Origin of the sequence: Mycobacterium sp. HUMS_12744610, from assembly GCF_041206865.1 — a bacterium.
GTDB classification, from domain to species: Bacteria; Actinomycetota; Actinomycetes; order Mycobacteriales; family Mycobacteriaceae; genus Mycobacterium; species Mycobacterium servetii.
In genome coordinates, this window is the sequence record NZ_JBGEDP010000001.1 from 3,472,679 (window position 1) to 3,494,515 (window position 21,837).

The 21,837-nt window shown below is 69.6% G+C and carries 18 protein-coding genes, 1 tRNA gene and 1 pseudogene; 13 read left to right on the forward strand and 7 right to left on the reverse strand.

The features are described from left to right. Nucleotides 1-2: 2 nt before the first annotated feature. Complete coding sequence (locus tag AB8998_RS16875) at nucleotides 3-2,051, reverse strand: serine/threonine-protein kinase (protein WP_369738904.1); 2,049 nt, start codon at nucleotides 2,049-2,051, stop codon at nucleotides 3-5. Nucleotides 2,052-2,265: 214 nt separating this feature from the next. Here AB8998_RS16875 and AB8998_RS16880 point away from each other — a divergent pair, with 214 nt between their 5' ends. Both AB8998_RS16880 and AB8998_RS16885 read left to right on the forward strand, forming a co-directional pair. Continuing rightward, entirely contained in the window at nucleotides 2,266-4,809 is a 2,544-nt protein-coding gene (locus tag AB8998_RS16880) for an FHA domain-containing protein (RefSeq protein ID WP_369738905.1), read from the forward strand. Between the two features lie 94 nt (nucleotides 4,810-4,903). Then, on the forward strand, nucleotides 4,904-5,350 hold the full coding sequence (locus tag AB8998_RS16885) for a ribonuclease FAU-1 family protein (RefSeq protein WP_369738906.1): 447 nt from the start codon (nucleotides 4,904-4,906) through the stop codon (nucleotides 5,348-5,350). Here the strand turns inward: AB8998_RS16885 and AB8998_RS16890 are convergent. After that, complete coding sequence (locus AB8998_RS16890; protein ID WP_369738908.1) at nucleotides 5,342-5,950, reverse strand: Rv1733c family protein; 609 nt, start codon at nucleotides 5,948-5,950, stop codon at nucleotides 5,342-5,344. The two genes, AB8998_RS16885 and AB8998_RS16890, sit on opposite strands and share 9 nt — an antisense overlap. A gap of 243 nt (nucleotides 5,951-6,193) precedes the next feature. Here AB8998_RS16890 and AB8998_RS16895 point away from each other — a divergent pair, with 243 nt between their 5' ends. From AB8998_RS16895 to AB8998_RS16910, 4 genes and pseudogenes are all read left to right on the forward strand, one after another. Next, nucleotides 6,194-6,712, forward strand: coding sequence for a DNA polymerase ligase N-terminal domain-containing protein (locus tag AB8998_RS16895; RefSeq protein WP_369738909.1), 519 nt, complete (start codon nucleotides 6,194-6,196; stop codon nucleotides 6,710-6,712). A 16-nt stretch (nucleotides 6,713-6,728) separates the two neighbouring features. Further along, nucleotides 6,729-7,693, forward strand: a pseudogene (locus AB8998_RS16900) (ATP-dependent DNA ligase); the annotation flags it as partial. Nucleotides 7,694-7,703: 10 nt separating this feature from the next. Next, nucleotides 7,704-8,426: a non-homologous end-joining DNA ligase LigD gene (gene ligD / locus AB8998_RS16905; RefSeq protein WP_369738911.1), complete on the forward strand. Its 723-nt coding sequence runs from the start codon at nucleotides 7,704-7,706 to the stop codon at nucleotides 8,424-8,426. Between the two features lie 6 nt (nucleotides 8,427-8,432). After that, nucleotides 8,433-8,597 (forward strand): hypothetical protein, encoded by a 165-nt coding sequence (locus tag AB8998_RS16910; RefSeq protein ID WP_369738912.1) that lies wholly within the window; start codon nucleotides 8,433-8,435, stop codon nucleotides 8,595-8,597. A 13-nt stretch (nucleotides 8,598-8,610) separates the two neighbouring features. Here AB8998_RS16910 and coaE read toward each other — a convergent pair whose 3' ends face one another. From coaE to polA, 4 genes are all read right to left on the reverse strand, one after another. Beyond that, nucleotides 8,611-9,825 (reverse strand): dephospho-CoA kinase, encoded by a 1,215-nt coding sequence (gene coaE, locus AB8998_RS16915; RefSeq protein ID WP_369738913.1) that lies wholly within the window; start codon nucleotides 9,823-9,825, stop codon nucleotides 8,611-8,613. A 12-nt stretch (nucleotides 9,826-9,837) separates the two neighbouring features. Beyond that, nucleotides 9,838-11,286, reverse strand: coding sequence for a 30S ribosomal protein S1 (gene rpsA / locus AB8998_RS16920; protein WP_369738914.1), 1,449 nt, complete (start codon nucleotides 11,284-11,286; stop codon nucleotides 9,838-9,840). A 107-nt stretch (nucleotides 11,287-11,393) separates the two neighbouring features. Further along, a complete protein-coding gene (locus AB8998_RS16925) occupies nucleotides 11,394-11,840 on the reverse strand; it encodes a DMT family transporter (RefSeq protein ID WP_369738915.1) in 447 nt (148 codons plus the stop codon). A gap of 11 nt (nucleotides 11,841-11,851) precedes the next feature. Further along, nucleotides 11,852-14,515: a DNA polymerase I gene (gene polA / locus AB8998_RS16930; protein WP_369741622.1), complete on the reverse strand. Its 2,664-nt coding sequence runs from the start codon at nucleotides 14,513-14,515 to the stop codon at nucleotides 11,852-11,854. A 135-nt stretch (nucleotides 14,516-14,650) separates the two neighbouring features. Between polA and AB8998_RS16935 the strand changes: the two genes are divergently transcribed. Both AB8998_RS16935 and AB8998_RS16940 read left to right on the forward strand, forming a co-directional pair. Next, nucleotides 14,651-15,112 carry a Zn-ribbon domain-containing OB-fold protein gene (locus AB8998_RS16935; protein ID WP_369738916.1) on the forward strand — a complete coding sequence of 154 codons (462 nt, stop codon included), beginning with the start codon at nucleotides 14,651-14,653 and terminating at the stop codon, nucleotides 15,110-15,112. Next, complete coding sequence (locus AB8998_RS16940; protein ID WP_369738917.1) at nucleotides 15,109-16,311, forward strand: lipid-transfer protein; 1,203 nt, start codon at nucleotides 15,109-15,111, stop codon at nucleotides 16,309-16,311. The genes AB8998_RS16935 and AB8998_RS16940 overlap by 4 nt, the downstream gene beginning before the upstream one ends. A gap of 35 nt (nucleotides 16,312-16,346) precedes the next feature. On the opposite strand, the gene AB8998_RS16945 is transcribed toward AB8998_RS16940, so the two are convergent. Beyond that, a complete protein-coding gene (locus AB8998_RS16945) occupies nucleotides 16,347-16,961 on the reverse strand; it encodes an ANTAR domain-containing response regulator (protein WP_369738918.1) in 615 nt (204 codons plus the stop codon). A gap of 114 nt (nucleotides 16,962-17,075) precedes the next feature. On the opposite strand from AB8998_RS16945, the gene AB8998_RS16950 reads away from it, so the two are divergent. The 5 genes from AB8998_RS16950 to cydB all read left to right on the forward strand — a co-directional run bounded on the left by AB8998_RS16950 (nucleotide 17,076) and on the right by cydB (nucleotide 21,822). Continuing rightward, nucleotides 17,076-17,149: transfer RNA gene (locus AB8998_RS16950), tRNA-Leu, on the forward strand. A 59-nt stretch (nucleotides 17,150-17,208) separates the two neighbouring features. Further along, nucleotides 17,209-18,540, forward strand: coding sequence for an adenylate/guanylate cyclase domain-containing protein (locus tag AB8998_RS16955; protein ID WP_369738919.1), 1,332 nt, complete (start codon nucleotides 17,209-17,211; stop codon nucleotides 18,538-18,540). Between the two features lie 29 nt (nucleotides 18,541-18,569). Then, on the forward strand, nucleotides 18,570-19,172 hold the full coding sequence (locus AB8998_RS16960) for an HdeD family acid-resistance protein (protein ID WP_369738921.1): 603 nt from the start codon (nucleotides 18,570-18,572) through the stop codon (nucleotides 19,170-19,172). Nucleotides 19,173-19,268: 96 nt separating this feature from the next. Next, nucleotides 19,269-20,732, forward strand: coding sequence for a cytochrome ubiquinol oxidase subunit I (locus AB8998_RS16965; RefSeq protein WP_369738922.1), 1,464 nt, complete (start codon nucleotides 19,269-19,271; stop codon nucleotides 20,730-20,732). Between the two features lie 49 nt (nucleotides 20,733-20,781). Continuing rightward, on the forward strand, nucleotides 20,782-21,822 hold the full coding sequence (gene cydB, locus AB8998_RS16970; RefSeq protein ID WP_369738923.1) for a cytochrome d ubiquinol oxidase subunit II: 1,041 nt from the start codon (nucleotides 20,782-20,784) through the stop codon (nucleotides 21,820-21,822). The last annotated feature ends 15 nt before the right edge of the window (nucleotides 21,823-21,837 follow it).

Genomic DNA, 21,837 nt, shown 5'->3' on the forward strand with positions numbered 1-21,837 from the left:
CGCTACCCGGCGGGGCGCGTCCACATCCGGGTCACGGGGTCGCATTCGAGCAGGTGCCCGTCGTTGGAGGTCGTCATGGCGAACGCCGGAAGCCCCGGCCGGTCACAGGAGCTTCCGGCGGCGTGCACCCCGTTCGTGATGGGGGCCCTGGCCCAGGCGTTGCCCTCGCACACGATCTGCTCGTTGTTGGTGGGGTCGTAGGCCAGCTTGTCGATGTCGCCGCACCGTCCACCCAGGACGGGCGGGGCCCCCGACGGCGCCGGCGGGCTCGCGGCGCCGGCCACCCGGGTGGGGTCGGCGAGGTGCACGCCCGGCGGCACGTCACCGACCCGGGTGGCCACCACGGGCACCCGCACGACCGCTCCCCGTGCGCCGCAGTCGTTGCCGAGCACGGTCTCGGTGACCGTGCCGCGCAGCGTGCCGTCGGCCTGCGGCGCCAACGACCAGGCGATGGTCTCCTGCTGGGTCGCCCCGGTTCGCCCGTCGGGCTGGGTGCAGCCGACCCGCTGCTGCTGCGGGGTGCCCTGCCAGTAGCCGCCGACGAAGCGCAGCGTGTCGGTGTGACCGCCGTCGGTCGTGGCGGGGATCTGGTGGGTGGCGTCGTCGAGCCGAGTCGCGGTGGCCGTGCACCCGTTGGTGGTGCACGCCGAACGGAAAGCCCACCAGTCGGTGTCGGTCCCATCGTGGCGGATCGGGATGCCGTTGGCGGTCTGCTTGCCGTGGTCGTAGCTCAACCGGTAGGTGCCGTCGAGCGCCGGCCCGCCGGTTCTCGCGGCCGGCGCGGCGCCGGGCGCCGGCCCGGCCGGTTTGGCGGCCAGCGCCGGGCTCGTCGGCGGGCCCTCCGGCTCGAAGGAGTACAGGACCGACCAGGTCGCCGCCACCGCGATCAGCACCGCGCAGACCAGCGCGGCCGCCCACCGGGCTCGTGAGGAAAACCGGTGACTCGTGGCCGCGACGGCGGCGAGGGGCCCCGGCCGCCGGGCCGGGGCGAATTCGCCGGACGCCCGCACGCCGGCGGCCTTGTCGACGCGCTCGGCGACGGCGGCGGCGAACGCCCGGCACCGCTCGAACCGCTCTTCGGGCCGCTTGGCCAGGGCCGTGCGGAACACCTCGTCCAGGTACGCCAGCTCCGGGCGGGCATCGCCGAGCCGGGGCGGCGCCTCGTGCAGATGCTGGCCGATCACCGCGATCGGGTTGGGGTGCCGGAACGGCGGCGCGCCGGTGAGCAGGTGAAAGGCCGTGGCCGCCAGCGCGTATTGGTCGGCCCGGCCGTCGATCTTGGCGCCGGTGAGCTGTTCGGGCGCGGCGTAGGCCACCGTGCCCACCGCGACGTTGGTCGCGGTGATGCCGCTGATGTCGCCCAGGTGGCGCGCAACGCCGAAGTCCGCCAACAGGATTCGGAGTTCTTCGGCCTCGGGATGGGTGAGCAGGATGTTGGCGGGTTTGACGTCGCGGTGCAGCAGGCCGCGGTCGTGGGCGTAGTCGAGTGCGCCCGCGACGGCGTGCAGGATCGCGCACACCTCGTCGATCGGCATCCCATTCGGGTGCCGCTCTCTGACCAGCCGGGCGGCATCGGTGCCCTCCACGTAGTCCATGGAGATCCACAGCCGACCGTCGAATTCGCCGCGGTCGTGCACGCCGACGATGTGCGGGTGCCACAGCGTCGCGGCGAGATCGGCCTCCCGGCTGAATCTCTCGCGGAACTCACCGTCCGCGGTGACCGCTTCGGCGAGGACCTTGATGACGTCGCGGCGCGGCAGCCTCGGATGCAGCGCCAGGTAGACCTCGGCCATCCCGCCGGCACCCAGCTGCCGCAGGATCGTGTAGCCGGCGAACGGCTGCCCACCGCGCACGGCCGGACGCGACCCGCCTTCCTCGCCCGCCCGCCCCGCCGCAGGGGTGGCGCCGATCGGCGGGGTGCGGCGCAGCAGCTGCGCGACGCTCCCCGACGGCAGCGAGTGAAAGCCCGCGCGCAGGGCCGCACGGGCCTGCCGCGGGCCGCTCAGCAGCCGTCGCCCGGCGTCGAGCCGCCGGGTCGTTCCCTTGTCCATCTGCGCCCTCCCCTCATCACCGGGCAGCCCGCCGCCCCGAGGAATCGTTGTCCGGTATCGACATTGCGGCGCGCCCCACGCACGCATCCTGCCGAGCCTTCGTGGGCGGTTAGTCGCAGCAAGCTATGAAACAGCTATGAGTGAGGGGCCCGGAAACAAAGCGAAGTCACAGCCGCGTCCGGCCGAAGCACCCCCGGCCCGCACCGATACTTGAGTGGTGAGTCCACCCGCCCCGCCCGTCCTGACGGTTCGGCACGAGGAATCCCGGCTGACGTTCGCCGCCGGCGCGGAAGTGGTGGTCGGGCGTGACGCCCACGCCGATGTGCGGATCCCCGACCCGCGTATCTCTCGCGCGCACCTGATCCTGCGGTTCGACCGGGGCCGCTGGCTGGCGATCGACAACGGTTCGCTGAACGGCACGTACGTCAACGGCTACCGGATGCCGGTCGTCGACATCCACGATGGCCAGAGCATCCACGTCGGCAACCCGTGGGGGCCGAGGCTGACGTTCGCGATCGGACCGCAACTGGGCCGCGCCGGCCGCCCTGGCCGGCGCGCGCCGATGCGGGACGCGGGGCCGCCCACCGTGGCCTGGTCGGTGACCGACCGCACTCCCCCCGCGCGGCGGGTGCCGCCGCCGCCGGAGGAGGTGACCGTCGTCGACGCCGGGCCGGCGGAAAGCGCCGCGGCGGACCGCCGGCAGCCGACGCCCCCGGCGGAGCTCACGGTGATCAACGCCGGGACCGCCGACGTCTCGGGTCTGGCGACGCGGATGGTGCAGGTCCTGGCTCCGCGCGGGCCGGGAACGCACGGTCCGCAGAACCGCGCCGGGGCGATCACCGTCGGGCGGGCGGCCGACAGCGACGTCGTGGTTCCCGACGTGCTGGCCTCTCGCCACCACGCGACGCTGACCCGGACGCCGCTGGGCACCGAGATCCACGACCACAGCAGCAACGGGACCTTCGTCAACGGCACCCGGGTCGGGTCGGCGATCCTGACCGAGGACGACGTCGTCACGATCGGCAACGTCGACCTGGTGTTCCGCGGCGGCACCCTGGCCAAGCGGACCGAAAGCGACAGGCGCAGCGGCGGTCTGGAGGTTCACGGCGTCAAGTACGTCGTCGGCAACGGCAAACAACTGCTCGACGACATCTCCCTGACCGCCCGCCCCGGAACGCTGACCGCGATCATCGGCGGCTCGGGCGCGGGCAAGAGCACCCTGGCCCGCCTGATCGCCGGTTACACCAGCCCGAGTTCGGGCACGGTCACCTTCGCCGGCCACGACATCCACGCCGAATACGCCTCCCTGCGCAGCCGCATCGGCATGGTCCCCCAAGACGACGTCGTGCACCGCCAGCTCACCATCAACCAGGCCCTGGGCTACGCCGCCGAACTGCGCCTGCCCCCCGACACCAGCAAGGCCGACCGCGCCAGGGTGGTCGCGCAGGTGCTCGACGAACTCGACCTGACCAAACACGCCGACACCCGCGTCGACAAACTCTCCGGCGGCCAGCGCAAACGCGCCTCGGTGGCCCTCGAACTGCTCACCGGACCCGCCCTGCTGATCCTCGACGAACCCACCTCCGGCCTGGATCCCGCCCTCGACCACCAGGTCATGACCATGCTGCGCGCACTCGCCGACGCCGGCCGCGTGGTCATCGTGGTCACCCACATGCTGTCCTACCTCGACATCTGCGACCAACTGCTGCTGGTGGCCCCCGGCGGCAAAACCGCCTACTGCGGCCCACCCGAGCAGATCGGCGACGCCATGGGCACCACCAACTGGGCCAAGATCTTCACCCGGGTCGGCGCCGACCCCGACGAGGCCAACCGCCGCTTCCAGGCCCGGCGCGACGCCGGACGCCGACCCCAAAGACTGCTCCCGGACCGCGACGAGCCCGGCGATCTGGGCGAACCGGTCCACACCAGCCTGCGACGGCAGGTCTCCACGATCACGCGCCGCCAAATGCGGCTCGTCGTCGCCGACCGCGGGTATTTCGTCTTCCTGGCGCTGCTGCCGTTCATCCTGGGCGCGCTGTCGCTGACCGTCCCCGGCTCGCACGGATTCCACGCCGCCGGGCCCGACTCCGGCACACCCGACGAGTCCGCCCAGATACTGAACCTGCTGTTGCTGGCCGCGGCGTTCATGGGCACCGCCCTGACGATCCGCGACCTGGTCGGCGAGCGCGCCATCTTCCAGCGCGAACAGGCGGTCGGCCTGTCCACCACCGCCTACCTGCTGGCCAAGACCGCGGTGTTCTGCGCGTTCGCCGTCCTGCAGTCGGCGATCACCACGACGATGGTGGTGGCCGGCAAGGGGCCCCCGACGCGGGGGCCGGTGCTGCTGGGCCACGGCACGGTCGAGGCCACGCTGGAGTTGTTCGCCACGGTCGCCGCCACCTGCGTCGCCTCGGCCATCCTCGGCCTGGCCATCTCGTCCCTGGTCCGCTCCAACGAGCAGATCATGCCGCTGTTCGTCGTGTCGATCATGGCCCAGCTGGTGCTGTGCGGCGGGATGGTTCCGGTCACCGGCCGGCTCGCCCTCGATCAGCTGTCCTTCGCGATGCCCGCGCGCTGGGGCTACGCGGCGGCGGCGGCCACGGTCGACCTGCGGCACCTGGTACCGGATTCGCTGCTGTCCCAGGACCGCTACTGGCAGCACACCGCCGGCACCTGGCTGCTCGACATGGGCATGCTCGCCGCACTCTCGGTGTTCTATGGCGGCTTCGTTCGCTGGAGGATCCGGCTGCGCCGTTGAGCACGCCGCTGACCGGTAGAGTGACACCATCCACGCGCCCAAACACGAGACGTTCGACCTGCTCGCCCGCACCAACACCGATCCCAAGGGCATCGTGCGGGCCGTCGACGAATACGCGGTGCACCCGTGGGGCCTCTATGTCGCCCGGCCCACGCCGGGCCGGGCCCAGTTCCACTACCTCGAGTCGTGGCTGCTGCCGTCGCTGGGGCTGCGCGCCACGGTGTTCCACTTCAATCCCGGCCACGAACGCGACCAGGACTACTACCTGGACGTGGGCGAATACGTCCCGGGCACGCAGGCGTGGCATGCCGAGGACCACTACCTCGACATCGAGGTCCGCACCGGGGCGGGCGCGGCGGTGCTCGACGTCGACGAGCTACTGGATGCGGTCCGCCACGGCCTGCTGACCCCGGAGGTCGCCGAGCGGGCGGTGCGCCACGCGGTGGACGCCGTCGACGGGCTGGCCCGCAACGGCTACGACCTGTCCCGCTGGGTGGCCGGCAAAGGCATGCACCTCACCTGGCGCGCAGGTTCAGGATGACTTGCCCGGCGTCGCGCCGTTGGCCCTGCCACCATCTTCGTTGACCAGTACGCGGATTTCGCGGTCCCACTGCGCGTCGTGGGCGCGCTCGAAGCCCCAGCGCAGCACCGCCAGGACCGCGCCCGACGACAACATCACCAGCAGACCGATCGACACGGCGACCGTGAGCGCGTCCAGGACGGGACGCAACGGCGCGGGCGACCGGGTGTGGTCGCCGTGGTTGTCGACCCAGATCTGGATGCGGTCACCCGGTCGCACCGTCCCGCTCCACTGGAACGTGTCGGTGTGCGGCGCACCGCCGGCGGTCCACTGCGCCCGCACCACGGGCATTTCGGAACCGTCGAAATTCGCGACGGTGCCGACTTCGAGGACCGTCGCGCTCACCGTCTGGCGCGTCCGGGCCAGCATGGCGTCGGCGCGGCGCTCGCTGTCGTGTATCTCGGTGCCCACGGCACCGGCGACGGCGATCCCCGCGAGCGCGACCAGCAGCACGGCCAGCACGGCCAGCACCTCGATGCGGTCGCTGCGCCGCAGCAGCGGGTTGCCGGCGAACAACCGGCCTATCCACCAGCGGCGCGGATCCACGGTGAACGTCTGCACGACAGCTCCTACACCCACCACGGTTATGCCCCCATTCTGCGCCGCCGGCGATGACACGTGCAGGGCCGAAAGGCCCGAAGCGCCGCGGCCGGCGCGACCCGCGGGCGCAGCCGTGCCCGCCCGCGTGCCGGGAACGCCAGAAACTCTGCCGCGGAGCGCTTTCCGGGCACGCACCGGGGGTTCGGCCGCCACGGGCCGGCCCGATACGGTTTCCGGATCCGCGGAGCGGGTACCTGTCCGGGCATGTCCTTGAGCGTGCACCGGCGCAAGCACCGGTCCGGCCGCAGCCCCGAGTCGCCCGACGGGCCGCGGGCGGGGCGCCGCCGACGCCGCGGTGAGCCCGGCTTCGTCATCGCGCACCGCGCGGCGGGCGGCGACCATTACGACCTTCGGCTAGAGATCGACGGCGTCCTGGTGTCGTGGGCGATACCCAAAGGGCCCTCCCCCACCCCCGAGCTCAAGCGGATAGTGCGCCGCGGCGGGGACCGCCCGCTGCAACACCCGGACGGCGATGACGACGTCATGGTGGTGGACAGCGGCACCTACACCAACGCGACCAGGCACGCGATGGGCGAATGCCTCAGGCGGGGCCACGTGTCGTTCCACCTGCGCGGCGAGCGGGTGCGCGGCTGCTACGCCCTGACCCGGGTCCGGGAGGGCGAACACGAGACGTGGCTGCTGCTGCGGCGCAAGGACCCCGAGTCGGTGCCGTCCGAGCGCCCGCCGGACGAGCACCCGGACGCGCACAATGAACAGCCATGACCGATGCCGAACATCCATGGCCGGCCTCGCCGGTCTCCCCGAACCGGTGCGCCGCGCGCTGCACCATGAGGCGGTGCCCGACTGGCGCGCCCCCACCCTGGCCACCCTGACCGACAAACGGTTCTCCAACGCCGGCTGGATCTTCGAGCGCAAGTTCGACGGGATGAGCGCTCTGGCCTTCCGCGACGGGGACAGCGTCCGGCTGCTGTCGCGAAATCGCCAGCCGCTCGACAGAACCTACCCCGAACTCATCGACGCGCTGCTTGCCCAGCGCACCACCCGCTTCGTCGTGGACGGCGAGGTGGTGGCCTTCGAGGGGCGGCGGACCAGCTTCGCCCGGCCGCAGGGGCGCCTGGGGATCACCGATCCCGGCGCGGCGCGCGCGTCGCGGGTCCGGGTGTTCCACTACCTGTTCGAACTGCTGCACCTGGACGGCGACTCCACCACCGACGTGCCGCTGCTCTGGTTTGCTGCGCGGCGCCATCGACTTCGGCGGTCCGCTGCGCTACACCCCGCACCGCGTTGCGGACGGGATCGCCGCCTACCGGGCGGCGCGCGAGCGCGGCGACGAGAGCGTGATCGCCAAGCTGGCCGATTCGACGTATGACGCCAGGCGCTCACCGCATTGGCTGAAGTTCAATTGCGTGCGCGACGAGGAATTCGTGGTCGGGGGTTACAACGGCCCCAAGGGCAGCAGGGTCGAGTTGGGGGCCCTGCTGCTCGGCTACTACGAGGGCCGGGAGTTGCGCTACGCCGGCAAGGTCGGAACCGGCCTCGACGAGGCCACGCTGCGCTGCCTGCACAAGCGGCTGTCGGATCTCGAGCGGGATTCCTCGCCGTTCGTTTCGGCGGTGCGCGAGCCCGGCATCCTGGGTGCGCCCGGAGCTGGTAGCCCAGATCGGGTTCACCGAGTGGACACGCGACGGCAAGCTGCGTCACCCGCGCTACCTCGGGCTGCGTACCGACAAGGACCCCGCCGACGGACCCGCTGATGCCGTGCGCGCGGGTCGAGATCACCCACCCCGACCGGGTGTTGTTCCCCGAGGACGGGATCACCAAGGGTGAGCTCGCCGACTACTACGGCGAGGTGGCCGAGGCGATCCTGCCGCACCTGCGGGGCCGGGCGCTCACCGTGCAGCGGTTTCTCCGCGGCATCGGCGAACCGGGCTTTGTGCAACAGGATTTCGCCGATTCGCTGCCGGACTGGATGGGACGGGTCGAGGTCGCCAAGGAGGGCGGCGGCACCGTGGTGCATCCGCTGGCCGGACACCCGGAGGCGTTGCGCTGGCTGGCCAGCCAGAGCTGCATCACGCTGCACGCGTGGCAGTCTCGGCGGGTCCGGCTGAATCACCCCGACCGGCTGGTCTTCGACCTGGACCCGACCGACGCCGACTTCGCGGTGGTGCGGGCGACGGCCCGCGCGGTGGCCGGGGTGCTGCAGGACCTCGGTTTGGTCAGCTACGTCCAGACGACGGCGCCACAGCAAATGGCTGATCCTGCCGCCGGTCGGGCCGACGTTGTTGATCCACAGCGGGATGACCGGCCACCCCCGCTACCGCGCCGGCGGCGCCGGCCGCGAACGCCAGGAACGGCTGGTGATCGTCCTGGACGAAGGCGAGTTGCGCTCCACGGCGGCCAGGCCAACAGCGCCGCGCTCAGCGCGATGCCCGGCCAGGTGTTCGAGGCCAACGAGGTGCTGCCCGACCCGAAGTAGGACGGCATGCAGGTGGCGTTGCACTGGCCCTACTCCGCCAAGGTGCGCTGCGAGATCGACGTGGACGACAACGTGTTGGCGCAGGTCGACGAGATGGTCTCGCCCAAGCAGGGCGACGGCGGGCCGGGCAACGGGGTGCTGGGCTGCGGCGCGCCGCTGCCCGGCGGTTAGGTGGCGCCGGGCCTCACGGCCGCCAGCCGGATCCGTCGGCCCATTCCCAGGCCCGCGGGTAGGCGTCGTGCAGCCAGGGCTCTTTGGCGTCGGCGTAGTGCGCGACGTCGCCGTGCGCGCCGCTTTCGGCCGCACGCTTGATCGCCAGATACTCCTCGCGCACCTTGGGTTCGGCCCGCAGCCAGTCGACGAAGAGCAGGGCGAACTGCTGTCCGGGCCAGCCGTCCACCCGGACGTGCACATTGGTCGGCCGGCCGGGATCGGCCGAGGCGTGAGTCCGCTTGTGCCACAACGTCGGATCGTCGCAGTAGTCGAAGCCGTCCACGGTGCTGCGGGCCTCGGCCCGCGGGACGTCGCTGACGACGTCCGCGATGCGCGGGTAACCGGCGGCCAACAGCGGTTCGGCCAGCTCGTCGGCCACCGCGAGCGACTCGACGGTGATCTGCATGTCGATCACGTCCTTGGCGTCGAGCCCCGACACGGCGGTCGACCCGACGTGATCGACCCGCAGCGCCTTGTGCCCGCAGGTGGTCTGCAGCCGGGCCCGGATGCGGCGCGCCTGCTCCGGCCACCTCGGGTCGGCCGGCGCCAGCCGCGCGGGGGCGCGCGCGGCCCGGCGCGCGGTCAGGTTGTGGGCGAACGGCAGTATCCGGTTGTCCCACACCTCGCGGGCGCGCCGCTTCAGCTCCGCGGGGCTGCCGGAGTTATCCAGCCATACGTCGGCGACCGCGCGGCGCTGCTCGTCGTCGGCCTGGGCGGCGATGCGGGCGCGTGCGTCCTCCTCGGCCATGCCGCGCTGGTCGACCAGCCGGCGCACCCGCACTTCGACGTCGGCGTGCACGACGACGACGAGCGGAAACAGTGGCGCCATCCCGGATTCCACCAGCAACGGGATGTCCTCGACGACGACGGCGTCGTCCGCCACCCCCGCGATGATCTCCGCGCGCCGCCGGCCGACGAGCGGGTGCACGATCCCGTTGAGCGTCTTGCGGGCGTCGTCGTCGCGAAAAGCCTTGGCGGCCAGGGCCGGACGGTCCAATGCCCCGTCGGGCAGGAGGATGTCGGCACCGAACGCGTCGACGAGGGCGGCCAGGCCCTCGGTGCCCGGCTCGACCACCTCGCGCGCGATCACGTCCCCGTCGACGATGACGGCGCCGCACTCGGCGAACGTGGCGGACAGCGCCGATTTGCCGGCCCCGATGCCGCCGGTCAACCCGATGCGCAGCATCAGCAAGCGGTGTTATGCGTTGCCGGCGAGCTTTTCCCGCAGGGCCGCCAGTTGGGCATCACTGGCCAGCGATCCGCCCGCGGACTTCTCCGAGGGCGAGCCGTTGCCCGGCGACTGGTCGCCACCGGCGTGATGCCCGGCCTCCTCGGCCGCGGCGAACTTCTCCATCTGCGCGGTGTGCATCTTGTGCTGGCGCTCGGCCTCGGCGTAGCGGGCCTCCCACTCGGCGCGTTGCTTGTCGAATCCCTCGAGCCATTCGTTGGTCTCGGAGTCGAAGCCCTCGGGGAAGATGTAGTTGCCCTGCTCGTCGTAGCTGTCGGCCATGCCGTACTTGGCGGGGTCGAACTCCTCGGTGTAGTCCTCGTTGGCCTGCTTGAGCGACAACGAGATTCGGCGACGCTCCAGGTCGATGTCGATGACCTTGACCATCGCGTCGTCGCCGACGGCGACCACCTGATCGGGCACCTCGACGTGGCGCTCGGCCAGCTCCGAGATGTGCACCAGACCTTCGATGCCCTCCTCGACGCGCACGAACGCGCCGAAGGGCACCAGCTTGGTGACCTTGCCCGGCACGATCTGGCCGATGGCGTGGGTGCGGGCGAAGTGCCGCCACGGGTCTTCTTGAGTGGCCTTGAGCGACAACGAAACCCGCTCGCGGTCCATGTCGACGTCGAGCACCTCGACGGTGACCTCGTCGCCGACCTGGACCACCTCGGACGGGTGGTCGATGTGCTTCCAGGAGAGCTCGGAGACGTGCACCAGACCGTCGACACCGCCGAGGTCGACGAACGCGCCGAAGTTGACGATGGAGGAGACCACACCCTTGCGGATGGTGCCCTTCTGCAGCTGGTTGAGGAACTCGCTGCGCACCTCGGACTGGGTCTGCTCCAGCCAGGCGCGGCGGCTCAGCACCACGTTGTTGCGGTTCTTGTCCAGCTCGATGATCTTGGCCTCGATCTCCTTGCCGATGTAGGGCTGCAGATCGCGGACGCGGCGCATCTCGACCAGCGAGGCGGGCAGGAAGCCGCGCAGCCCGATGTCGAGGATCAGGCCGCCCTTGACCACCTCGATGACGGTGCCCTTGACGGCCTCGTCCTTCTCCTTGAGCGCCTCGATGGTGCCCCAGGCGCGCTCGTACTGCGCGCGCTTCTTGGACAGGATGAGCCGGCCCTCTTTGTCCTCCTTGGTGAGAACCAGGGCCTCGACCTCATCGCCGACGGAAACGACCTCGTTGGGGTCGACGTCGTGCTTGATGGACAGCTCACGGGCGGGAATGACGCCCTCGGTCTTGTAGCCGATGTCGAGGAGCACCTCGTCCCGGTCCACTTTGACGATCGTGCCCTCGACGATGTCGCCATCGTTGAAGTATTTGATCGTTTTGTCTATTGCGGCAAGAAAATCCTCGCTGGAGCCAATGTCGTTGACGGCTACTTGGGGCGAGGTGACGGCGGGACTCGGCATGTGGTGGGTTGCTCCGGACAGGTTGGGTCGTAGGGACAATGTGGGATTTACCCATCGAGGCTACTCGACACTGCACACGCTGGACAAACTCAGACGGCCGATCCAGGTCAGAACTTGGCGATCAACACGACACCGCAGACCATCAGCGCACCCCCGAGGGCGCGCCACGCCGTGATCGGGTGAGGATCGAGGCGCAGCCAGCCGAAATGGTCGAGTACCAAGGACATGACGAGCGCCGAGGTGACCGTGATGCCCATGAAAGTTCCGGCTCCGACCCGGTTGACCAGGGTGAGGCCCGCATAGACCTGGACGGCCCCGACGAGACCGCCGACGACGGCCCACCAGGGCATCGACGCGACGTCCTTCGCGCTGGGCAACGGCCTGTGCATGACCAGGAATGCCGCGACGAAGAAGACCGTGATCACCGCGAACGACACCGCCGAGGCCAGCCACGGGTTGATCAGGTGCTTGAAGAGCTGACCGTTCATGGCCGCGCCGCAGGTCTGCAGCGCACCGCCCAGGATTATGAACGGAATCATCCAGATCGGGTTCATGACACTCCTAGCTAGTGCGCGGCCGCATCCCAGCTACGGCCGTAGCCCACCGACACCTCCAGCGGAACGTCGAGCGGGTAGGCCCGGCCCATCTGCTCGCGGGCCAGCTTCTCGACCTGCTCGTGCTCGCCGGGGGCGATCTCGAACAGCAACTCGTCGTGCACCTGCAGCAGCATGCGCGAGGCCAGCCCGGCCTCCTTGATCGCGTGGTCGACGCGGATCATCGCCACCTTGATGATGTCGGCCGCACTGCCCTGGATCGGCGCGTTGAGCGCGGCCCGCTCGGCGGCCTCGCGCACCTGGCGATTGCTGCTGTCCAGCTCGGGCAGGTAGCGGCGGCGGCCGAAGACCGTGGAGGTGTAGCCGTCCTTGCGGGCCTGCTCGACGACGGCGTGCAGGTAGTCGCGCACCCCGCCGAACCGGGTGAAGTACTGGTCCATCTGGACCTTCGCCTCCTCGGTGGAGATATTGAGCTGGGTGGAAAGCCCGTAGGCGCTCAACCCGTAGGCCAGCCCGTAGGACATGGCCTTGACCCGGCGGCGCAACTCGGCGGTGACCTCCTCGATGGGCACCCCGAACGCGCGGGAGGCCACGAACGAGTGCAGGTCCTCGCCGGTGTTGAACGCCTCGATCAGCCCCTCGTCGCCGGACAGGTGGGCCATGATCCGCATCTCGATCTGGCTGTAGTCCGCCGTCATCAGCTCGGAGTAGCCGTTCCCGACGACGAACGCGTCGCGGATCTGCCGGCCCGCGTCGGTGCGGATCGGGATGTTCTGCAGGTTGGGTTCGGTCGACGACAGCCGGCCGGTGGCCGCGATGGTCTGGTTGAACGTGGTGTGAATCCGGCCGTCCGCGGCGACCGCGTTGAGCAGCCCGTCGACGGTGACCTTCAGCCGGGTGACGTCGCGGTGGGCGAGCAGGTGCTGCAGGAACGGGTGGCCGGTCTTGTCGGACAGCGACTGCAGGGCGTCGGCATCCGTGGTGTAGCCGGTCTTGGTCCGCTTGGTCTTGGGCATGCCGAGTTCGTCGAACAGCACGACCTGCAGCTGCTTGGGCGAGCCCAGGTTGATCTGCTTGCCGATCACGGCGTAGGCGGCCTCGGCGGCGTCGCGGATCTGGTCGCCGAACTGGCTCTGCAACGCGCCGAGCATGTCCAGGTCCACGGCGATGCCGGCGCGTTCCATCTCCGCCAGCACCTGCTGCACCGGCAGCTCCATCTCGGCCAGCAGCGCGGTGGAGTCGATGCGGTCCAGCTCGGCGTCCAGCGCGTCGGCCAGGTCCACCACCGCCCGCGCCCGCAGGATCAGCGTCTGCACCGCCTGGTCGTCGGTGCCGTCGGTGTCATCGAGCAGCGAAAGTTGTCGTTGCTCTTGGGTTTCCGCGCGCAGCTCGCGTCGCAGGTAGCGCAGCGAGAGGTCGTCGAGAGTGAAGCTGCGCTGCCCCGGCCGCACCAGGTAGGCCGCCAGCGCAGTGTCTGAGGTGATCCCACCCAGCGTCCACCCGCGGCCCGCGAGGTCGTGAATGGCCAGTTTCGCCTCGTGCAGCGCCTTGGGTTTGGCCGGGTCGGCCAGCCAGGCCGCCAGCGCGGCGTCGTCCTCGGGGGTCACCGCCGCGGTGTCGATGTAGCCGCCCTCCCCGTCGGCGGCGGCGATCGCCAGCGCGGTGGCGTCCCCGCCGTGCGGTAAATGGGTGCCCGCGACGGCCAGCCCGGCCCGGCGCCCGTCGCCGGCGTGCTCGGCCAGCCAGCGCCCGACGGTGCCGGGCTCCAGCGCGCCACCCTGCACGTCGAAACCCTCGTCCACCTCGGGCTCGACCGCGGCCAGGGTGTCGAACAGCCGGTCGCGCAGCACCCGGAACTCGAGGTCGTCGAAGAGCCGGTGGATGTGGTCGCGGTCCCAGGGCTGCAGCCGCAGCGTGTCCGGGGTCTGGGCCAGCGGCACATCGCGCACCAACTCGGTGAGCTCGCGGTTGCGCACCACCCCGGCCAGGTTGGCCCGCAGCGCGTCGCCCACCTTGCCGCGCACCGCGTCGACGTTGTCGACCAGGCCCTGCAGCGAGCTGTATTCGGCGATCCACTTGGTGGCGGTCTTCTCCCCCACCCCGGGGATGCCGGGCAGGTTGTCGCTGGGATCGCCGCGCAGCGCGGCGAAGTCGGGGTACTGCGCGGGGGTGAGCCCGTACTTCTCGACGACGGCCTCGGGGGTGAAGCGGGTGAGTTCGCTGACGCCCTTGCGCGGGTACAGCACTGTCACGTCGTCGGTGACCAGCTGCAGCGAGTCCCTGTCCCCGGTGACCACGAGCACCCGGTAGCCCTCGTTGGCGGCCTGGGTGGCCAGCGTCGCGATGATGTCGTCGGCCTCGAACCCGGGCTCGGCGAGCACCGTGATGCCCAGCGCGCCGAGCACCTCCTTGGTGATGTCGATCTGGCCCCGGAATTCGTCGGGGGTCGCCGACCGGTTGGCCTTGTATTCGGGGTAGCGCTCGGAACGGAACGTCTCGCGGGACACGTCGAACGCCGCGGCGATGTGCGTCGGCGCCTCGTCGCGCAAGAGGTTGATCAGCATGGCGGTGAAGCCGTACACCGCGTTGGTGGTCAGGCCGCCGCGGGTCTTGAAGTTCTCGGCCGGCAGCGCGTAGAACGCCCGGAACGCCAGCGAATTTCCGTCGAGCAACATCAGCGTCGGCCTGGTTTTGTCCTCGCCGGCGGTACTCACGGGTCACACTCTAGGCACCCCACCTGACACGGCCCACCGCCGCCACAGAACTGCAACACGTTTCAGTTTCCTACCGGCGCTGGGTACGCTGGCACGGTGTCAGAGGTCATCCGCCAAGAACCGGCGATCGATGGATGGTTCGCCACCGACAGCTCCGGCAACCCCTATCTGATCGGCAGCAAGTGCCCCCAGTGCGGCACCTACGTCTTCCCGCCTCCCCAATCGGAGGGCCGGAGCAACAACTGCCCCAACCCGGCGTGTGACGGCGACACGCTGCAGTCGGTCGCCTTGTCGCGACGGGGAACGCTGTGGAGCTACACCGAGAACCGGTACGCCCCGCCCCCGCCCTATCCCGCCCCCGACCCCTTCGAGCCGTTCGCGATCGCCGCGGTGGAGCTGGCCGACGAGGGACTGATCGTGCTCGGCAAGGTGGTCGAGGGCACGCTGGCGGCCGACCTGAAAGTCGGAATGGAGATGGAGCTGACGACGATGCTGCTGTTCACCGACGACGACGGCGTCGAGCGCGTCGTCCACGCCTGGAAGGTCGCGCCCCGATGAGCATTCCGGAACCCGTCTACATCCTCGGCGCCGGAATGCACCCGTGGGGCAAGTGGGGCCGCGACTTCACCGAATACGGGGTGGTTGCCGCCCGGGCCGCGCTCGGCGAAGCGGGGCTGGACTGGCGCCAGATCCAGCTGGTGGCCGGCGCGGACACCATCCGCAACGGCTATCCCGGCTTCATCGCCGGGTCGACGTTCGCGCAGAAACTCGGCTGGAACGGCGTCCCGGTCAGCTCCAGCTACGCCGCGTGCGCCAGCGGCTCGCAGGCCCTGCAGAGCGCCCGCGCCCACATCCTGGCCGGTTTCTGCGACGTCGCGCTGGTGATCGGCGCCGACACCACCCCCAAGGGCGCGTTCGCCCCGGTCGGCGGGGAACGCAAGAACGACCCCGACTGGCAGCGCTTCCACCTGATCGGGGCGAGCAACCCGGTGTATTTCGCGCTGCTGGCGCGGCGGCGCATGGACCTCTACGGCGCCACCCTCGAGGACTTCGCCCGGGTGAAGGTCAAGAACTCCCGGCACGGCCTGCAGAATCCCAACGCCCGGTACCGCAAAGAGGTGTCGGTCGAGGACGTGCTGGCCAGCGCGGTGGTCTCCGATCCGTTGCGGCTGCTCGACATCTGCGCGACCTCCGACGGCGCGGCGGCCCTGGTGGTGGCCAGCGCCGCGTTCGCCCGCAAACACCTCGGCTCGCTCGACGGCGTGCCGTCGGTGCGGGCGGTCAGCACCGTAACCCCGCGATACCCGCAGCACCTACCCGAATTGCCGGACATCGCAACGGATTCCACCGCTGTGACGCCCGCACCGGAGCGGGTGTTCAAAGACCAGATCCTCGACGCGGCCTACGCCGAGGCGGGCATCGGGCCCGAGGACGTCAGCCTGGCCGAGGTCTACGACCTGTCCACCGCGCTGGAGCTGGACTGGTACGAGCACCTGGGGTTGTGCCCCAAAGGTGAGGCCGAGGCCCTGCTGCGCAGCGGGGCGACCACCGTCGGCGGCAGGATCCCGGTCAACCCGTCGGGCGGCCTGGCCTGCTTCGGCGAGGCGATCCCCGCCCAGGCGATCGCGCAGGTCTGCGAGCTGACCTGGCAGCTGCGGGGTCAGGCGACGGGCCGGCAGGTGGAGAACGCCACGGTCGGCATCACCGCCAATCAGGGCTTGTTCGGGCACGGCTCCTCGGTGATCGTCGCCCGGTAGGACTCCGCCGCCGGCGTGCGCGCACGCTCGCCGGGCTATTCGTCCTCGGTGTCGAGGGTTTCCAGGACCACTTCGGCCACCCGCTTCATGGTCGTCCGGCGGTCCATGGCGGCACGCTGGATCCACTTGAACGCCTCGGGCTCGGTCATGCCCTGTTTGGTCTGCAGCAGGCCCTTGGCGCGCTCCACGAGCTTGCGGGTCTCCAGCCGGTCGGACAAGGACGCCACTTCGGTTTCCAGCGCACTGATCTCGCCGAAGCGGCTGACGGCCAGCTCGATGGCCGGAACCAGGTCGCTCGCCGTGAACGGCTTCACCAGATAGGCCATGGCCCCGGCGTCGCGGGCCCGTTCGACGAGGTCACGCTGGCTGAACGCGGTCAGCACCACGATGGGAGCAATGCGCTTGCTGGCGATCTCCGACGCCGCGTCGATGCCGTCGCGACGCGGCATCTTCACATCCATGATGACCAGGTCGGGTTTGCAACGCTCGGCCAGTTCGACGGCCTCCTGGCCGTCGCCTGCCTCGCCGACGATCTCGTAACCCTCCTCCCGCAGCATCTCGGCCAGGTCCAGCCGGATGAGTGCCTCGTCTTCGGCGATCAGCACTCGGCGCGGGACAGTGGCGTCGTTGTCGGTCGTGCGGCCTGTCATGACCGATATTGTGTCGTGGCCGGCTGTGATCACCGACGTCGGGGGCGTCAAGCACCCGTGACCGCGCCGATCCTCTAGGGTGGGATGCTGCCTCATCACTCAAAGAGGCGGCAGGCCCTCGTATCCCAACTGGCAGAGGAAACGGACTCAAAACCCGTCCAGTGTGGGTTCGAATCCCACCGAGGGCACGCAGCCACCGAAGCGTTCGCGCTGGGCTTTTGCCCGGCACGACGGCTAGGCTTCGATCGTGGTGCCCAACAACTGCGGCGCTCCACGCCCGACGGACGTGACGTCGCGACGCCCGGACTGCGTGGCCGCGGTGCGGGCGCAGAACCATGACCGCAGCCGGCACTACGCCGACAGCGCGGCTCGCCGCGCGCGTGTGCTCAACATCACCGCCTGGCTGGCCGTGCTGGTCACCGTGAGCTTCCTGCTCGTGCAGGTGCTCGCGGGTGTGTGGGCCTGGCAGTTCAGCGCGACCAACATCGCCGCCGCCACCGTCTTCGCGTTCGTGCCGTGGCTGCACCGCTTCGGCGAACTGGTTGCGCCGCTTACCTTTATCGGCGCCGCCTACGTATCGATCTTCGCCAGCTGCTGGGACGTGGGCACCGGTTCGGGCTCTCAGTTCTTCTACCTCGTCGCGGCCTGCCTGGTGGTGCTGATGCTGGGCACCGAGCACATCGTGCTGGCCTCGGGCCTGGCCGCGGTCGCCGCCGGCCTGATCATCGCGCTGCAGTTCCTCGTCCCCGACTACACCGGGTTGCAGCCCGTCTGGGCGCAGTCGACGGGCTTCGTCATCACGACCGTCTCCGCCGTGGTGATGGTGGTCGTGACGATCTGGTTCGCCCTGCGCGACACCGCCCGCGCCGAAGCCGCCATGGAGGCCCAGTACCAACGCTCCGAGGCGCTGCTGACCAACATGCTGCCCGCCAGCATCGCCGACCGGCTCAAGGAGCCCGAACACGGCATCATCGCCGACAAGTTCGAGGACGCCTCGGTCCTTTTCGCCGACATCGTCGGCTTCACCGAGCGCGCCAGCAACACCGCGCCGGCCGACCTGGTGCGCTTCCTGGACCGGCTGTACAGCGCCTTCGACGCGCTGGTGGACAAGCACGGGCTGGAGAAGATCAAAGTCAGCGGCGACTCCTACATGGTGGTGAGCGGGGTCCCCCGGCCACGGCCCGATCACGTTCGAGCCCTGGCGGATTTCGCGCTCGACATGGTCGCCGTCGCCGCCGGGATGAAAGATCCGCACGGCATGCCCGTGCCGCTGCGGATGGGCCTGTCCTGCGGCCCCGTCGTCGCCGGCGTGGTGGGTTCGCGCCGGTTCTTCTACGACGTGTGGGGCGACGCGGTCAACGTCGCGTCCCGGATGGAGTCCACCGACTCCGTGGGACGAATTCAGGTGCCCCACTCGGTCTACGAACGCCTCGAGGACGAGTTCGTGTTCCAGGAGCGCGGGTACGTCGACGTCAAGGGCAAGGGCGTCATGCGCACGTGGTATCTCGTCGGCCGCAGGGCCTCGGCCGCCGAGTCCGGCAATGTTCTTGCGGAGGAATCACACTCGGCGCGCGTGTAACCCGCAATGCCCTATCCCCGGGCCTTTGTTTGTGTCACACTGCGGCCATGCAAACCACTCCTGGAACCACTCCCGTTCCGAGCTTGTTGCCGCATCTGTGGAAGTCGACGCTGATATCCGGGCTTCTGTCGCTGGTCGTCGGTGGTCTGATCCTGGCGTGGCCGGGCAGGACCATCCTATTGGCCGCCATCCTCTTCGGCATCTATCTGCTGGTCACCGGCATCGCCCAGGTGATCTTCGCGTTCAGCCTGCACGTGTCGGCCGGGAGCCGGATTTTGCTGTTCATCAGCGGGGCGGCGTCGCTGATCCTCGCGGTGCTGGCGTTCCGTCACTTCGGAAAAGACGATCTGACCGCGATTCTGTTGCTGGCCATCTGGATTGGCATAGGTTTCATCTTCCGCGGTGTCGCCACGACGATTTCGGCGATCAGCGACCCGGGCCTGCCCGGGCGGGCGTGGTCGATCTTCGTTGGCGTGATCAGCCTTCTGGCCGGCATCGTCGTACTGGCTTCGCCGTTCGCGTCGATCGTCACACTGGCGATCGTGGTCGGTGTGTGGTTCGTGGTCATCGGCGTGTTCGAGATCGTGTCATCGTTCCGCATCCGCAAGGCGTCGAAGAACCTCGGCGCATGACAGTGGCACCGAGTGCCGATGGCGCCGGAACAACCGGGCTACTACACTCCGTAGTAATACGGTTGACCGGCCCCCATCCTCCCGGGAGATGAATGCATGAACGTCGTCGACATTTCGCGGTGGCAGTTCGGCATCACCACCGTCTACCACTTCATCTTCGTGCCGCTCACCATCGGCCTGGCCCCGCTGATCGCCGTGATGCAGACGGTGTGGGTGGCCACCGGCAACACCGCGTGGTATCGCCTCACGAAATTCTTCGGCAAGCTGTTCTTGATCAATTTCGCCATCGGCGTGGCGACCGGGATCGTCCAGGAATTCCAGTTCGGCATGAACTGGTCGGAGTACTCGCGTTTCGTCGGTGACATCTTCGGCGCTCCCCTGGCGATGGAGGGCCTGTTCGCGTTCTTCTTCGAGTCCACCTTCATCGGGTTGTGGATCTTCGGCTGGAACCGGCTGCCCAAGCTGGTCCACCTGGCCTGCATCTGGATCGTGGCGTTCGGTGTCAACGCGTCCGCGTTCTTCATCATCGTGGCGAATTCGTTCATGCAGCACCCGGTCGGCGCGCACTACAACCCGGTGACCAAACGCGCCGAGCTCGACAGCATCGGCGCGCTGTTGTCGAACAACACTGCGCGCTCGGCGTTCACCCATGTCGTCACCGGCTCACTGCTGACGGCGGGCACGTTCGTCGCCGCCGTCAGCGCGTGGTGGCTGGTCCGTTCGCGCAACGGCGCACCGGGCGACGTGGACACCCCGGCGTCTCGCGCCGCGATGTTCCGCCCGGCCGCGATCCTGGGCTGCTGGGTGGTGCTGGTCGCCACGGTCGGCCTGTTCCTCACCGGGGACCGCCAGGGCAAACTGATGTTCGTCCAGCAACCGATGAAGATGGCGTCGGCGGAATCGTTGTGCGACACCGAAACCGATCCCGACTTCTCCGTCCTCACGGTGGGCAGACACAACAACTGCGACGCCGTCAAGGGCGTGATCCAGCTTCCTTACCTGCTGCCGATCCTGGCCCAGGGCCGGGCCGAGGGCGTCACCCTGCAGGGGGTGCGCAACATCCAGCAGGACTACCAGCACCGGTTCGGGCCGAACGACTACCGGCCCAACATGTTCGTCACGTACTGGGCGTTCCGCGCGATGATCGGGCTGCTGGCGATCCCGGTGCTGTTCGCGTTGGCGGTGCTTTGGTTGACCCGCGGTGGCCGCAATCCCGATCAGCGGTGGCTCTCGCGGCTGGCGCTGGTGACGATTCCCACCCCGTTCCTGGCCAACGCGGCGGGGTGGGTGTTCACCGAGATGGGCCGCCAGCCGTGGATCGTCGCACCCAACCCGACCGGTGACCAGCAGGTGCGGTTCACCGTCGGCCAGGCGGTCTCGCATCACGCCCCCGCCATGGTGGTCACCTCGTTGGTGACGTTCACGCTGGTCTACGGGGTCCTTGCGGTGGGCTGGTTCTGGTTGCTGAAACGTTACGTCACCGAGGGCCCGCTGGAGCACGACGCCGAACCGGCGCCGCCCGGCGCGGACGAGGTGGCACCGTTGTCTTTTGCCTACTGAGGTGCCTACCGGGGCGTCGACGGGGTCGGGTTCGGAAGGGAGCTGATCGGTGGGTCTGCAAGAGTTGTGGTTCGGCGCCATCGCCGCGTTGTTTCTCGGTTTCTTCATTCTCGAGGGCTTCGACTTCGGCGTCGGCATGTTGATGGAGCCATTCGCCCGCGTCGGCATCGGCGACCCCGAACTGCACCGCCGCGCGGCCCTGAACACCATCGGGCCGGTGTGGGACGGCAACGAGGTGTGGCTGATCACCGGCGGCGCGGCGATGTTCGCCGCGTTCCCCGGGTGGTATGCCACCTTGTTCTCCACCCTGTACCTGCCGCTGCTGGCCATCCTGGTCGGCATGATCGTGCGCTCGGTCGCGATCGAGTGGCGGGGCAAGATCGACGACACGCGCTGGCGGGTCTGGGCCGATCTGGGTATCGCGGCCGGGTCCTGGCTGCCCGCCGTGTTGTGGGGCGTGGCGTTCGCGATCCTGGTGCGCGGGCTTCCGGTGGACGCCGCCGGCCGGGTAAACCTGTCGATCACCGACGTGCTCAACCCCTACACGCTTTTCGGCGGGCTGGCCACGGCTGGACTGTTCGCGTTCTACGGCGCGGTATTCGTGGCGCTGAAGACCTCCGGAACCATGCGCGACGACGCCCACCGGTTCGCGGTGTGGCTGTCGCTTCCGGTGACCGCACTGGTCGGGGGCTTCGGCCTGTGGACCCAGCTGGCCTACGGCAAGAGCTGGACGTGGCTGGTGCTGGCGGCCGCGGTGGTCGCCCAACTGGCGGCGGTGGGCCTGGTGTGGCGCCGTGTTTCCGACGGCTGGGCGTTCGCCTGCGTCGCGGCGGTCGTTGCCGCCGTGGTGGTCCTGTTGTTCGGCGCGCTGTATCCGAACCTGGTGCCCTCGACGCTGAACAGGCAATGGAGCGTGACGATCTACAACGCCTCGTCCACCCCCTACACGCTCAAGATCATGACGTGGGTGACGGTGTTCATGCTGCCCTTGACGCTGGTATACCAGGCGTGGACGTATTGGGTTTTCCGGCAACGGATTTCGGCTGAGCGGATACCGGCGTCCATCGGCCTGGCGAGGCGCGGCTCCTGAGCGCGAACGACGCGC